The following is a 14489-nucleotide window of genomic DNA, read 5'->3' on the forward strand; positions in this document are numbered from 1 at the left end:
CTTGATAAACAGTATCAGAAAAACTAAAATGAGGAAAGGTTATACAACTTAATTTTAATCGTCTGATTTTCAGAATACTTAAATTGCAGGTTAAGTTTAAAGGCAATGGAACTTTTCTTTTGGCACGGTTTTTCCATTGAGCCTTTGTGAGCAGCGCAGCTTATTTATAAAAGGTGAGGACTTTAAATTTTACGATCATGAAGAGGATATTTTTACTTATAGCTGTTGTTATAGGGCTGTTTGCAGCCAAAGTTAATGCCCAACAACAGCCAGTACGATTTGGAATAAGAGCAGGCGCTAACCTTGCTGAATGGCAAGGAGAGACTGTGAACAGTGTTCAGAATCTGATGGATTTTACCAATGGTTCTGTGAGTCGCCAGATGCGTGAAGGATTTCATATAGGAGGTTATCTGGCCATACCAGTGGCCCCAGGTTTTGAAATTGAGCCTGGAATACAGTATTCGCAAAAGGGGATGAGGCTTGTAGGTAAAATCCCTATGGAGCAGGCTGAGTTTTTGAATGCTACAGTTACACTTACAAATAAAGCAGATTACATTGATGTACCTGTTTTGGCTAAAGTATACATTGGAGAAGGATTCCATATTTATGGTGGGCCGCAGGTGTCTTATCTGGTATCTAATAAAATACAGGCTGAAGCTGGAGCACTAGGGTTTAAAGCCTTAAACAGAGAATGGGACATGAAAAGCGGTTTTCGCGAGCTTGATGTTGCTGTTTCAGGTGGTTTAGGCTACCGATTTGTCAATGGTTTTAACATCAGCGCGGGGTATGACTATGGCCTAAGCTCTGTAGATGCAAATAATAGCTTTGAGACTTATAACAGGGTTGTAAAAGCATCTGTGGGTTTTACTTTCTAAACTGTTTACCGAAGAGGGTAAACTGCTAAATGTTTAGTGCTACTATAAAGGCGAAGGCTGCAATTGGACTGCAGCCTTCGCCTTTATAGTATTGTAGGAATTCCTTAAAACAACAATTATAACATAACATTATTATGTATACATAACCTATAACCTCTCCCGTGGATATTCATAATTTCTACAGCAGCATCGTCTTTCAAGTATTTACGGAGCTTTGCAATGTAAACGTCCATGCTGCGGGCAGTAAAGTAGCTGTCTTCTTTCCAGATACGGCCTAAGGCCAATTCGCGGGGAAGTACATCGTTCATGTACTGGCAAAGCATCTGCAATAAGTCAGATTCTTTTGGAGATAGCCTTTGCTCTACGTTGCTGTGGGTGAGTAAACGCAACTTTGGCTGGAACAGGTAATGACCAATCGTGAATCGTTCCTGCTCCTCTTTTTCAACAGCTAAAGGCAACCTTCTATTTAGAACAGCCTTGATCTTATATAGTAACACCTCTGAATCAAATGGCTTGGTAATATAATCATCCGCCCCTATTTTAAAACCTTCCAGCATGTCTTCTTTCATAGCCTTTGCCGTTAGAAATATTAAAGGTACATCAGGGTTTATCTTCTTTATCTCTCGGGCCAAGGTAAAACCATCTTTCTCCGGCATCATCACATCCAGAAGGCAAATATCAAAGTTGCCTTTCCGGAAAGCGGTAATGGCAAGGCACCCGTTTGCGCACAACGTTACCTCGTAATCATGTAACTCAAGATAATCCCTTAACACTATTCCGAAATTAGAATCATCTTCGGCAAGAAGAATATGTTGCTGTGTTGCATTCATTGAAAGAAGTATAAAGGTTATACTTTGATTAACTTTTAGAAATAGGTAAGAAAATTTCAAACCTGCTGCCTTTACCAAGCTCGCTCCAAAGCCTTACATTCCCGTGATGTGCCTCCACGATGGCTTTTACATAACTAAGTCCTAACCCGAAGCCCTTGATATTATGCAGGTTTCCGGTGGGTACCCGGTAAAACTTCTCAAACACACGTTGCTGCGTGTCTTTACTCATACCCATTCCTTTGTCGTCAACTGCTATCATTATACCGCCTGCCACATTACGGGTAGTCAGGTTAATGTCTGGAGAAGCAGGAGAATATTTGTTCGCATTATCGAGCAAGTTACAGATCACATTATATAAGTGTACTTCATCTGAATGCAATTCAGAATGTGCTGCCTCTAAATGTAACTGAATATTCCCAAGACGCTGCTCCACCTGTAGTCGTACACTTTCAATAGCCTTGATGATTAGCACATGGAGATCTACGGGCTCCAATTTCATCTTAAACTCATTCTTTTCCAGCAAAGCTATCTGAAGCACGTTTTCCACTTGTGCATTCATGCGTTTGTTTTCCTGGCGAATGATGTTAGTGTAGTATTGAATTTTTTCCGGCTTTTCGTACACCTTAGGGTTAGCAATAGAATCTGTGGCAAGAGAGATGGTGGCAATGGGTGTTTTAAATTCATGCGTCATATTATTGATGAAATCATTCTTCATCTCAGACAGCTTCTTTTGCTTGTAAATAATATGGATTGTGGTACCAAAAGTGGCAACGATAACGAAAGTAAAAAATACCGACAGGGCAAGCATTCCCCAAATAGACTTGATAGCATAAGCCTTGCTATCTGGGAAATATAGTCCTAAATGATCCTGCTTATCAAAGATGTCACTTGGGAAAAGACTGGCTTGATATTTTTGTATGCTGCGGTTGTTGAGGGCTTTTACATTGCGAACCGTAATTGTATCATTCTTACCGGCTACTACCCAATATCCGAAGTCCATGTCCAGTCCCTGGTTCTTCAATTCTGATTTTATTAGATCTGGTAGCTGCTGCAGGTTTATTCTGTTTTGTAGAGGAACATCTTTTACCACATATTCCACTACCATCTTCTGTACCACCTCATTAAGCTTGTCCTTTTTAACCTCTATCCGCTCAATGTTAGTTGCTTTTGCGTTGGGATTTGGAACTTTAGAAACTTTAATCCTATCAGCGGATTTTGGCTCTGATGTTCTTTTTTCGTTATGAGATGGTACAACTGCAACTCCAACAGGTGAACCGGAATTTTTGGAGGGGTATCTTTCTCTGAAATAGATGCTTTGAGGACTTGTTCTTTTTGAATCTTCAGCCTTTGATTCAGTAGATGATCTATAAATAATGGGGTTGTTTTTATCTTTTCGATAGATAAAGATGCTATCGTTTCTAACATCAATAGAAGCCACTTCAACAGGCCTGAAAACATTAGAAAACTCTACATGCCTGGATAAGCTATCAAGTTGAATGGCTATATGCCTTAAAGAGTCAGCAGAAACTTTAAAAGGTTTATTACTATACCTGATCATGTTGTGAACAGTGTCATGCTCTAACTGCAGAATTTTACCTTTTCGTAAACGAGCTATGTTCAAACTGTATGTCTGATTAGCTTTAATGCGCTGGTAATGATTTGTATTACCTGGTATTGTAGAGGGTATGATCGTTGTTCTTGTCCCGGAAAGGCTCTTTAATGCTTGTTTAACTTTGGCAGAGTCTGCTATGCTGAAAAATTGGTAACTACCAGCACTTGCTTCTCTTTCAGCCTTTGCAAATGACATTTTCCTTGCACCTTTTACTTCAAAGTATGTAGCAGCAGGAAAGGGCGCTGCATTGGTGCCAGCATTTTCTTTAACAATATCAGCAGTTGATTTATTAACTTCTGGTATGTGTTCTTTTTTTGTTACTGGCTTATCAGAAACAGGGTCTGCCGAAGGGAAGGCGGAGATCTGTGTAGAATCGGCAGACTTACTTAAATCAGCCATTTGATCAGTTACTGTGGTAACAGCCTCATGCGTCTCCAGTTTATTTACAATACCGATGAGCGCATTATTTACAGCCCTGTCAAATTGTTCCTGCCTTACTTTAATGGCATCGTTTATCCAGTAAAGCTGTAAGCCCACAACACCTAATAGCGATATGCTCATTAGTACAATGACACCGATGATTGTATACTTCTTCACACTACTAAATTACGATAATGGTAAAGCCAATGCTCAACTTTAACTTTTCTTTAACTTAAGGCTGAACCCTACCCTGAGCTTTCTGACTTCTATCTCACTTTTTGTAACAGCTTGATATTCAAAATAAGATACACCTTTTTGTGCACATATCTAACTTGCTTACAAATTAATACATCCTAAGTTACTCGGTTAGTTGCCTTCTTACAGACTTTAACTTTTTCTTAACAGACTTTAACCTCACCTTAACTGAGTTGCGCGATCCTCTTTCGTAATTTTGATAAGAACTTAAAGCCTAATTCTATGAACACTAATGTCTTACTAAATCTCCTTAAGCTCCTGCTTGGATTATTAATTTTTCTCCTACCGTTACAACCTCTTTTAGCTCAGAAGAGTGTCAAAGAGGAGGAGCCGAAGACAATGCGAATAAAGTTGTTTAAAAGTGTTGATGGAAAGCTTTTCTACAGTAAAGACACTGTAATAAATGTGGCTGATCATGTAGCCTTACTACGATCTGTTAAAGATATAAAGCTGGATACTGCTAGCTGGCAGAGGCTCAGAACTCTCAGATCTGTGAAGGTTGACACCTTAGTTGCTAAAAAGTACTTTAAAATGCCTCTGGATGTCAGTTACAACATTAGCCAGGATTCTGCTCTGGGGAAAAGACTAAAGGGGACCAAAGTTCAGGTTTACAAAATGCGTAAAGCAATTAGTGAGGAGGACAAGGCAAAGCTTTTTGAGAGAATGAAAGGAGCCGGTGGCGATACTTTTCTTATAAAAACGCTGGAACAGGAGAAAGTATACTTGCTTCATGCAGATAGTGTAATGATACCTTCATTAGAACGACTTCGTTTTAATGAAGGTGAAGAGGGTAAGTCGTTCAGGATAATAAGCTCTGATTCCTCTTGGGTAACTTTATTTAATAATTCAGCAACATCTTCTATTCTGATTAATGGAGAGCAAGCCCTCCGTACAGGTGGAGCTACTGCACAGTACACCACATCCGACAGTATAAAAATAGAAACAGACTCAACGGGCAAAACTACTGTCTACAGGATAAATGAGGCTGGGAATAAGGAAGAAATTGACGGATACCATTTTGGGAGGAGCGGACAGCAGGCAACCGTGATCGTGCTGCATAAAACTAAAGTGGAAGACATTACCTCTAAGGATGTAAAAGCACTGCAGGATGCAGGAGCAAAGGTAGAAGCTAAAGATGAGCTTGAAGTTGAGGCAATTGAATATTACCCAAACCCTAACAACGGACGCTTTCATTTGAAATTTAAACTTAATAAAAAGGGTACTACGGTGGTAAGGGTGATGGATAGTAAAGGAGACGAGGTATTTGTAGACACTGTAGAGAAACTGGATGGGGAATCCAGCCGGGAAATCAACCTGATGCCCTTTGGTCCCGGCATCTACTTTCTGCAGATTGTCCAGGGAAAGAAACTGCTAACAAAAAAGATCTTAGTGAAATAGCAATAGGATGTGATGCCTTAACAAAGAGCCCTCAGATTTATCTGAGGGCTCTTTGTTAAGTTTTAAATCATTACTCGAAGTATATGTTTTAAAATTGTTTAGTGGTGATGGTGGTCTTCTTCAGGTTTGCTGTAGAAATTCACAACGGTGCCAATTACAAAAAAGCCAGACCAGCAAAGGTATAAAGTCGTAAAATTCTCAACCGTTTTGTTTAACAGGATCAGGATCAGGTGTGCTACCAAAGTCATGATAAGTCCAGTGGTTGAAACAAACTGGTAGGAATTCATCTCCCTTGGGTCGTATATTTTGGAATATTTCATAAGGCACTCTCAATATTTTTTCTGTCAACATCTTAGAGGCAACAGTAGTGCCATAAAATCAGATATTGACGCAAAGATAACAGAATGGTGCGTTTCTTGTTAATTAGATGAGGACACAAATTCCTTACTACTGATTCTATGATAAAATTCCTTTTCGTTTTACAGGCATTACTGATAGGTTTGAATATATCCTTAACAGCTGTAGCAGACCCTTTGAAAAGAGCAGTTGTTATTTCTTCCTATCAAAGCGAGGATTTTTATAACTCCGTGTCCGGACTACTTCAAAAGTATGTGAAGAACGGGCAGGTCGATTATAGGGGCTTGCAAAGGGAGAAGCCTGCACTGGACCGCCTGGTGCAACAAATTGGTCAGTTTAAGCTGAGCAATGCAGCAGCCTCTGAGCGGAAAGCTTTCTACATTAATGCTTACAACATACTTGTGCTGCACCAGGTGTTAGAAAACTATCCCATAAAGTCTGTGATGAATGTTCCAGGGTTCTTTGATAAGCAGAAGTTCAGAGTAGCGGGAGAGCAACTTACATTAAATGAGCTGGAAAAGGAAAGGTTAATGTTACCTTTTAAAGATGCCCGTATTCATCTGGCCCTGGTTTGTGCCGCTAAGTCATGCCCACCGCTCTTAAATACTGCCTACAGGCCACAGGAAGTAGAGGATCAGCTACAAACACAGACTAATGCCGCACTGAACAATCCCCAGTTCATCCGGGTGATAACGAAAACAAAAGAGGCTGGAGTTTCAGAAATTTTTAAGTGGTATGCGGATGACTTTTTAGTTCATTCGCCCTCTGTTATAAGTTACATAAACAAGTATAGAAGTAAGCCTATTCCTAAGGGATATACTGTCAGGTACTATAACTATGACTGGAATCTGAATGATGTGAGCGAAAAGTAAATAGTTGTTTTATTATGTTAAGTGTTTGCTTCGATTTCTGAACATGTGTATCGGGCAAGCGTATATTAAACTGAACTAAATTTAAAGAGTCATGCGAAATAAAGAAGATAATATCGATAATGAACATAAGGATAATGAATATAAGCAGACCACTCCAGATAGCCCGGATAATATAAACAGTGATTATCATCAGCGCGTGGGTATGGGCAACCACCCTGATCCTTCAGCGAAGCGTAATATCGGACCTAACGGGGAGACGGAAAGGAGAGGGCAAAAAGACAAACTGAAAAACCTTAAGATTGAGGGAAACGAAGTAACTGGCTACGGTGGTAATGATGAGAAGAGCACAGAAGAATTCGCTCAGGGACCTGGCTTTCATTACGAAGGAAGCGATACCGGAATGGACGATGATGTAGCAGGTATCCGCCGGGGAGATCAGCCTTTAGGCAAGGATAAAAAAAAACCTGATGACGCAGATTATGGTCGTAGGTAAGGAATCATACAACAAGAAGGGGCTGCAATTTTGCAGCCCCTTCTTGTTGTATGGTATAGTTTGTTTTATCAGCCTTACTAATTAGAAAATGAAAGTGGCGTTTGGTTTAAGCGCAGCCCATGTGATCTTCCTGAATGATAGCCAGCGTTTCAGGAGACAAAGGTTTGGAGAAGAAGTCTTTCACCATGCTGTGGCTCTTGGCACATACGATATCTTTCCTGTCAACGGCGGAGGAGAGCATAAACAGACAACACTTTCTTGTTACTTGTTCCGGAAGCTTTTCGTACTCTTCCAAAAATGCCCAGCCATCCATTCCTGGCATGTTCACATCCAAAAAAATCAACTCCGGGAATATGTCAGGCTCTGTTAAGGCACAAACTTTAAGAAAACTCAATGCCTCTTCTGCCCGCTCATAACTGATTACTTTCTGTGCAAACTTCTCATTGGAGATAATACTTTCGCAAACGAAATTATTAATCTGATCATCATCAATTAATAAAATAGTTTTTAATACACTCATCTACTAAGTCATTTTTTATACAAACCTCTGAAGGAGGTATCAAGATTTACCGGTAGTTTCTACCACTAGTGTACTCCAAATACTTCTGCCTGTGATTGAACCACGTGTATACCTGCAATATTTGTCCTGAAGGTAGAGACACTTGAAGACTCCAAGAACCTTGCCGGTTTGCTCTCCATGGCTAATGCTAAACATTATCTGCTGCCAGCGTACAAATGTAGCCATTTTGTTTAAAAGTTGTGACAGGTATGTGCTTGCCGGCTATATGCCATATTCTTTATTGTAAGGTTATAAACGTTCTGCGGAATTACTAAATCTTAACTCCTGATAGCAGTTACTGAGGTATATTCTTGATTGTTTTACTGATTCTGTTTTAGTACGGCATGTGGTTTTATAACCCTGACCTACATGTGCTTTCAGCCCTATGAGGTGATTCTGAGCCCTAAGCGAAAGTATATTTTGATCCGTAAAAGATGTAAGCCTTACTGAAAATTCTGTAACAAGATCCGCAGCGGGTGTTTATACCTTTGTATCGAGACAAGAAAATAAAACTATGGCGATTGTAAAAGATAAAAAAACAATAAAGGACACCTTTCCAGTGGAAGGGATGACTTGTGCTTCATGCGCCAACAGCATTGAGAGTATGCTGAAAGCAAGTGATGGCGTTGTAGATGCAAGTGTAAATTTTGCCGGTAAAACCCTGCAGGTAGTTTATGAGCCCGAAGTTACTAGTCCGTCGCAGCTTAGGAACACGGTGCAGGAAATTGGTTTTGATATTTTAACCGAACAAAAGACACAAGAGGAATTAGAAGCGCGCCAGGCACGAGCAATGGCTCAGCTAAAGCGAAAAACTATTGTAGCTGGTGTTCTGGCTTTTCCCGTTTTTATAATGGGCATGTTTTTCCATAATACCTTCACCTGGGGTAATTGGGCTATGCTGCTGTTAACAGCTCCTGTGCTCTTGTGGGCAGGACAGCGTTTCTTTATAGGAGCATGGGCACAAGCTAAGCACTTTAGAGCGAATATGGACACCTTAGTTGCGCTAAGTACAGGTATTGCCTTTGTGTTCAGTGTTTTCAATACTGTTTACCCAGAGTTTTTCCTGGACCGGGGGCTGATGCCACATGTGTATTATGAAGCTGTTGCCGTAATTATAGCTTTCATTCTGCTGGGTAAGTACTTGGAAGAAGGGGCCAAAGACAGAAGCTCATCTGCCATAAAGAAGCTAATGGGGCTGCAGCCAAAGTCTGTCAGGATCATGCGTGGTGAGGTTGAACTTGAAGTAAAGATTGATGAAGTTCAGGTTGGAGACAGAGTCGTGCTGTTGCCAGGGGAGCGAGTGCCTGTTGACGGAGAGGTCATTGCAGGGACTACCTATGTGGATGAAAGCATGCTTAGTGGCGAGCCATTGCCCGTCCAGAAACAGCCGGGGGATATGTTGTATGCTGGTACAATCAACCAGAAAGGCAGCCTGCAGTTAGTCGCCCGTAAAACCGGTGGCGAAACGACTCTGGCACATATAATTAAATTAGTGCAGGAGGCACAGGGGTCAAAGGCACCCGTACAAAAACTGGTAGATAAAATAGCAGGCATTTTTGTTCCTGTGGTATTGGTCATTGCCATTCTGACTTTTACAGCTTGGGTGGTACTTGGCGGGGAAGCATATTTGACTGAAGCACTGCTTTCTACAATTTCAGTGCTTGTTATCGCCTGTCCTTGCGCCCTTGGCCTTGCAACTCCTACGGCTATAATGGTGGGTGTGGGTCGGGGTGCCGAGCAGGGTATCTTGATCAAAGACGCTGAAAGTCTGGAACACGCGCACAAAGTGAATGCCGTTATACTTGATAAGACAGGTACAATAACCTTAGGCAAACCCTCTGTAACAGATGTGTTATGGGCAGATGAAGCCATTGAGCAGGATAAGCTGCAAAAGCTTTTCTTTTCAATGGAAGCACAGTCTGAGCACCCTATAGCACAAGCGATTTATACTTTCTACAAAGAGCAGGGGCAGCGGACAGCCCAGCCTGAACATTTCAGCAGCCTTACAGGCTTGGGAATTGAGGCTGATTTTGAGGGGCAACGTTATTTTGCCGGAAATGAGAAGCTGCTCAGAGAGCAAAGGGTAATAGTGCCTGACTATTTATTACAGGCGGCAAAGCAGTTGCAGGAGGATGCGAAAACTGTTATTTTCTTTTCTGATGCTAAACAGGCTCTGGCTGTCTTTGCTGTAAGCGACCCAATTAAGTCAACCGCTGCTGAAGGTGTAAAGGATATGCAGGAGGCAGGTCTGGAAATTTATATGCTTACTGGTGATAACAGGCAAACTGCTGCTGCAGTAGCTAAACAGGTAGGGATAGAGCATTACCAGGCAGAGTTGCTCCCCGGTGATAAAGCTGATTTCGTTAAGAAACTACAGAGCCAGGGAAAGAAGGTGGCAATGGTGGGAGACGGGATTAACGATGCACAGGCTTTGGCAACCGCAGATATAAGTATAGCTATGGGACAAGGTACCGATGTTGCGATGGATGTGGCCGGAATAACTTTGATGCGTTCCGATCTCTCTCAAGTAGCAAGGGCTGTAAACCTGTCGCGTGCTACGGTACAAACAATCCGTCAGAACCTGTTCTGGGCTTTTATATACAATGTTGTTTGTATCCCGATAGCTGCAGGTCTTCTTTACCCGTTCACGGGCTTCCTTCTGAACCCAATGTTGGCTGGTGCTGCCATGGCTTTAAGTTCTGTGTCGGTAGTAACTAATAGCCTGAGGTTAAGGGTAAAGAAAATTTAGTTTTTTAGTGTGAATAATATGTTAAACAATAAGTAAAATGATAATTATGGAAACTTATAAATTTAAAACAACCATCAACTGTGGCAGCTGTATTAAGGCCGTAACTCCTCATATGAATAAATTAGAAGGAGTAGAGGAGTGGCATGTTGATACAAATAACCCGGATAAGGTTCTGGAAGTAAAGTCTGATTCTGTCGACGCCCAGACCATAAAGAGCACAGTGGAAAAAGCTGGCTTTAAGGCTGAGCAGATAAAATAGCTTTTCAAGCAGTTAAATGAGGAACGGCCTGGGTACTTACTGTTATCCAGGCCGTTCCTCATTTAACTGCTTCTGACTGTCTTGTCAACCCGTGAAGTAAGCTTATCTAATACAATGAGGCTTAAAAAGGCTACGGTACAAAACATTAAACCTAAGGCTTCTCTTGCCTCCTCAATGTTTTTGATATCACCTTCGCCAATTCCCAAGCCTTCATATTTTTCAGGCCACATATAAATACCTCCTGCCAAAAATACGGTAGCTGCAATCCAAAGCAGCGTATGGTTCACTTTGTAGAAAGCACTTGCCAAACATAGCAAAGCAGCTATGGCATAAATGATCATCCACAAAGCCGGGTCCGGATCATTGTATTGCACAATCACGAAGGACAAGAAGGTTAACCCAAACAGAGTAGCGACTATTTTCTTTAACATCAGAACTTACTGCTTTATTTATAGTAGCAATACTGGGAAGCGACCTAAAAGTTTAAGTCGGTTTCAAGAGGTATAGAGTTTTCAAAAAAGTCTCGAATTAGCTGCAGTAGCAGGAAGATCATATTGGAGTATACTGCTATTTTTAGATCCATGTCTTTTTATCAACCTTCTTTATTTGCTTTTTACAGCAGTTTTTGCCTCTGTTAGAATTTGCTCCTTTTACGGTGCTGGCAAGGTAGTCGCTTTTACAGTATCTTAAATATAAAAGTTAAGTCGCTAAAATTTAGTTAGTTGAGTATTTGATGCCCCCCGTGCTTCAACCTGTAAATTAAGCTTTTAACACTTCTAAAGAGGTTAAAGTTGATGGAATTGTATTTTACCTATGGACGTGCCCAAGGGCACTGCACCTCATATTGCCTTTTTACATCAATTTTATATAAACCTTTCCTTTCTTACATTTTAGGTAAATAGGTGAAAGTAATGTAATTGTATAATTATGGGTATTCGGTTGCGGGGGGTAAATGGCTTGGAAAAACAAAATGTTAAATAAATGTTTCCTTAAAATCTTCAATGTTATGAAACTGTTAATTTGTGTATTTGGATAAAGTGCAAAACAAGTTTTTAGGGGTAATTTGGCGTTAAAAAAAGGAAAAATTGGACTTAAAATTATAAACAGGCTTTAAAATTGCAGATTTGAATATATGAGTATGTGAATTTAATAATATTAAAAATTAAGTTTTTTTAATGAATGTTGGTAAAATCATAAACCTTGCAAAACCATAAGCCGTATTTTGTCATGTCAGTCGTAGCTGCTAAATGTGATGAAATTGTGGCGACGATACAGCAACTTAAATTTTAGTATTTAACTATTCTTATGTTGGTGTTCATTGATCTAAAAGGTGTTGGGCTAATACGTTTCGCACGAGGAAGTTGAGATGAGGGAAGGCCAGGCAAAAAAGTAAACAAGTTCTTTTAGAATATGAAAAAATAACTACTACTCTTCTAATTAATACCATGAATAAATATAGACACTATTATAGTTTCAACAGAGTCCTTTCGTTGATACTAGATTTCACTCTTATCTTTTTTGCTTTTAAGATATCAAACCTGTTCCGGTATGGTAACATGGAATTTGACTACCAGTATAGCGTGTTTTTTGTGCTGTTTGCTTTAGTCTGGTGGATTGTTTCTGGCTTTTCTAATTTCTTATTCAGAATTGACGGAATATTCTCCTGCGACAAAAAGGTAGCCAACCTGATTAACGGGTTTATTCTGCATGCTTTCCTGCTGGCTAGTTGTATTGTAATATTCAACCTGGAGCAGTTATCCCGCTTACTCCTGCTTTATACTTACCTCTCTACGGCACTGTTGATTGGCGTTAGCCGCCTGCTGATGGATCAGATTTCCGGCTACTTCACGAAGTCAGACATGGCTCATACACGCTATGTAATCGTTGGTGCCGGACCTGCGGCAACAGCTTTGCATCAAACCTTGAATGCAAATGATAACTTAGGTACAAAGTTCATGGGGTTTTTCGATGATAATGCTGATGAGCTCAGCCCTTATTATAGCCAGGTTAGAGGGGAATTGGCAGAGTTGAAGGAATACTGCCTGCAAAACAGTATTGATGAGATTTACTATACTCTTCCTTTAACTGATAAGGAGCAAGTAGACGACCTGTCCGAATTTGCTGACGATAATTTCGTGTACTTCCGTATAGTGCCAGATTTCAGCGCTATTGTAGAACGTGACATGAACCTGTACTTCTACCACAATGTGCCAATGTTAAGCATCCGCAAGGAGCCGCTTGAGATAGCATCGAACCGGGTTGTGAAACGAATATTTGATGTGGCTTTCTCGCTTACAGTAACCTTCCTGATCTTTCCGTGGTTATTACCACTTATTGCACTGGCAATCAGACTGGAGTCAAAAGGGCCTATTTTCTTTAAACAGTTAAGGCCAGGTAAGAAAAACAGGTTGTTTGTGTGCTACAAGTTCAGAACCATGTTTGTAAACAATCAAACGGAATTGCAGGCCACAAAAGATGATCCACGCATTACCAAAGTAGGACGTTTTCTGCGTAAAACAAATCTTGATGAGTTGCCGCAGTTCTTTAATGTGCTGCTTGGAGATATGTCGGTAGTAGGGCCTCGTCCGAACCTGGTGTCTCAGTTGGATCATTATTCTAAAGTAATATCTAAATATAAAATGCGCCACTTTGTTACTCCTGGTATAACAGGCTATGCACAGGTAAGCGGTTACCGGGGCGAAACAAAGGAGCTTAGATTAATGGAGAAGCGTGTAGAGTATGATGTGCGATACATGGAAAATTGGAGTTTTATGATGGATATGAAAATAATATTCCTGACAGTTTGGAATATGATTAAAGGAGAGAAGAATGCATACTAATATGGTTACCGAGCTGCCTGCTACAGCCGAACCACCTTTAAAAGAAAAGCGACAACTTTTAACTTCGCTTATTTCGGCTGGGTCTTTTGATGAATTTGTTAACCACATTTTCTGGTTGACTGATAATAGAGCTTCCTCATATGTTTGCTTTGCTAATGCGCACATGCTAGTAGAAGCGCATAAGGATAAAGGGTTTAATAAAATATTAAACAGTGCGGATGTCGCAGCTCCCGATGGAGGGCCTCTTTCTAAACTTATGAGGTTACTGTATGGCAAGGATCAGGATCGTGTTGCGGGAATGGATGTGTTGCCAAGGCTTTTAAAAGAAGCAGCTGCACGTGGTAAGTCTGTTTATTTTTACGGTTCTACTGATGAGGTGCTCAATGCTGTAGTGGCAAAGGCAAAAGAAGATTTGCCCGACCTTAAAGTGGCTGGTTATTATTCACCGCCATTTCGAAAGCTTACCAGTGCAGAGGATGACGCCATTGTAAACAGAATAAATGATGCGAATTCGGATCTTGTTTTTGTGGCCCTTGGCTGCCCGAAACAGGAGCGTTGGATGGCAGAGCATAAAGGAAAAGTAAAGGCCTGTATGTTAGGAGTAGGACAGGCTTATATGACCTATGCCAATCTGGAAAAACGGTTGCCTAAGTGGGCCAGAGATCTTTCGCTGGAATGGACTTACAGATTGTGGCAGGAGCCGCGCAGGCTTTGGAAGCGTTATCTGATCACGAACAGTATGTTTTTGTACCTGTCTCTAAAGCTCCTTTTGCAGCAGCGTACAAAACGTTTAGCTCTAGCCAGATAAGATCTTCACTCTACAAGAATACTATTACTATCCTCAATGCTGGCTGAAACAACAGCCAGCATTGAGGATCCCTCCCAAAATTTCAGTTCTTCATTAAATCACTTCAGAAAGTAACAATGCATTCCTTTGTTTCCTTCTTTAAGAAGAAATGATTGCTCCTAC

General features: G+C 40.8%; 13 protein-coding genes. 8 read left to right on the forward strand and 5 right to left on the reverse strand.

The window, feature by feature from the left end; all coding sequences use genetic code 11:
* Positions 1 to 197 precede the first annotated feature (197 nt).
* Complete coding sequence (locus tag ACFSRY_RS15580) at positions 198 to 875, forward strand: porin family protein (protein WP_377509725.1); 678 nt, start codon at positions 198 to 200, stop codon at positions 873 to 875.
* 116 nt (positions 876 to 991) lie between these two features.
* Here the strand turns inward: ACFSRY_RS15580 and ACFSRY_RS15585 are convergent, their stop codons facing one another.
* Positions 992 to 1705: a response regulator transcription factor gene (locus ACFSRY_RS15585; protein ID WP_377509728.1), complete on the reverse strand. Its 714-nt coding sequence runs from the start codon at positions 1703 to 1705 to the stop codon at positions 992 to 994.
* A gap of 28 nt (positions 1706 to 1733) precedes the next feature.
* The gene (locus tag ACFSRY_RS15590; protein ID WP_377509731.1) at positions 1734 to 3914 is read right to left on the reverse strand and encodes a sensor histidine kinase; all 2181 of its coding nucleotides are present in this window, start codon (positions 3912 to 3914) and stop codon (positions 1734 to 1736) included.
* Positions 3915 to 4214: 300 nt separating this feature from the next.
* Here ACFSRY_RS15590 and ACFSRY_RS15595 point away from each other — a divergent pair, with 300 nt between their 5' ends.
* Positions 4215 to 5390, forward strand: a complete 1176-nt coding sequence (locus tag ACFSRY_RS15595; RefSeq protein ID WP_377509734.1) for a T9SS type A sorting domain-containing protein — start codon at positions 4215 to 4217, stop codon at positions 5388 to 5390.
* Positions 5391 to 5488: 98 nt separating this feature from the next.
* On the opposite strand, the gene ACFSRY_RS15600 is transcribed toward ACFSRY_RS15595, so the two are convergent.
* Positions 5489 to 5710, reverse strand: a complete 222-nt coding sequence (locus ACFSRY_RS15600) for a hypothetical protein (RefSeq protein ID WP_377509737.1) — start codon at positions 5708 to 5710, stop codon at positions 5489 to 5491.
* 138 nt (positions 5711 to 5848) lie between these two features.
* Here ACFSRY_RS15600 and ACFSRY_RS15605 point away from each other — a divergent pair, with 138 nt between their 5' ends.
* The gene (locus tag ACFSRY_RS15605; RefSeq protein WP_377509740.1) at positions 5849 to 6619 is read left to right on the forward strand and encodes a DUF547 domain-containing protein; all 771 of its coding nucleotides are present in this window, start codon (positions 5849 to 5851) and stop codon (positions 6617 to 6619) included.
* Between the two features lie 91 nt (positions 6620 to 6710).
* On the forward strand, positions 6711 to 7112 hold the full coding sequence (locus ACFSRY_RS15610; RefSeq protein ID WP_377509743.1) for a hypothetical protein: 402 nt from the start codon (positions 6711 to 6713) through the stop codon (positions 7110 to 7112).
* Positions 7113 to 7218: 106 nt separating this feature from the next.
* Here ACFSRY_RS15610 and ACFSRY_RS15615 read toward each other — a convergent pair whose 3' ends face one another.
* On the reverse strand, positions 7219 to 7632 hold the full coding sequence (locus ACFSRY_RS15615; RefSeq protein ID WP_377509746.1) for a response regulator: 414 nt from the start codon (positions 7630 to 7632) through the stop codon (positions 7219 to 7221).
* A gap of 553 nt (positions 7633 to 8185) precedes the next feature.
* Between ACFSRY_RS15615 and ACFSRY_RS15620 the strand changes: the two genes are divergently transcribed.
* Both ACFSRY_RS15620 and ACFSRY_RS15625 read left to right on the forward strand, forming a co-directional pair.
* Positions 8186 to 10420 (forward strand): heavy metal translocating P-type ATPase, encoded by a 2235-nt coding sequence (locus ACFSRY_RS15620; protein WP_377509749.1) that lies wholly within the window; start codon positions 8186 to 8188, stop codon positions 10418 to 10420.
* A gap of 46 nt (positions 10421 to 10466) precedes the next feature.
* Positions 10467 to 10679 (forward strand): heavy-metal-associated domain-containing protein, encoded by a 213-nt coding sequence (locus ACFSRY_RS15625; RefSeq protein WP_377509752.1) that lies wholly within the window; start codon positions 10467 to 10469, stop codon positions 10677 to 10679.
* 62 nt (positions 10680 to 10741) lie between these two features.
* Here ACFSRY_RS15625 and ACFSRY_RS15630 read toward each other — a convergent pair whose 3' ends face one another.
* Positions 10742 to 11110, reverse strand: coding sequence for a transmembrane 220 family protein (locus ACFSRY_RS15630; RefSeq protein WP_377509755.1), 369 nt, complete (start codon positions 11108 to 11110; stop codon positions 10742 to 10744).
* 1014 nt (positions 11111 to 12124) lie between these two features.
* Here ACFSRY_RS15630 and ACFSRY_RS15635 point away from each other — a divergent pair.
* Positions 12125 to 13519, forward strand: a complete 1395-nt coding sequence (locus ACFSRY_RS15635) for an undecaprenyl-phosphate glucose phosphotransferase (RefSeq protein WP_377509759.1) — start codon at positions 12125 to 12127, stop codon at positions 13517 to 13519.
* A 163-nt stretch (positions 13520 to 13682) separates the two neighbouring features.
* Entirely contained in the window at positions 13683 to 14327 is a 645-nt protein-coding gene (locus tag ACFSRY_RS15640; protein ID WP_377511217.1) for a WecB/TagA/CpsF family glycosyltransferase, read from the forward strand.
* Positions 14328 to 14489 lie beyond the last annotated feature (162 nt).

The organism is Pontibacter locisalis (assembly GCF_042684605.1).
Taxonomy (GTDB): domain Bacteria; phylum Bacteroidota; class Bacteroidia; order Cytophagales; family Hymenobacteraceae; genus Pontibacter; species Pontibacter locisalis.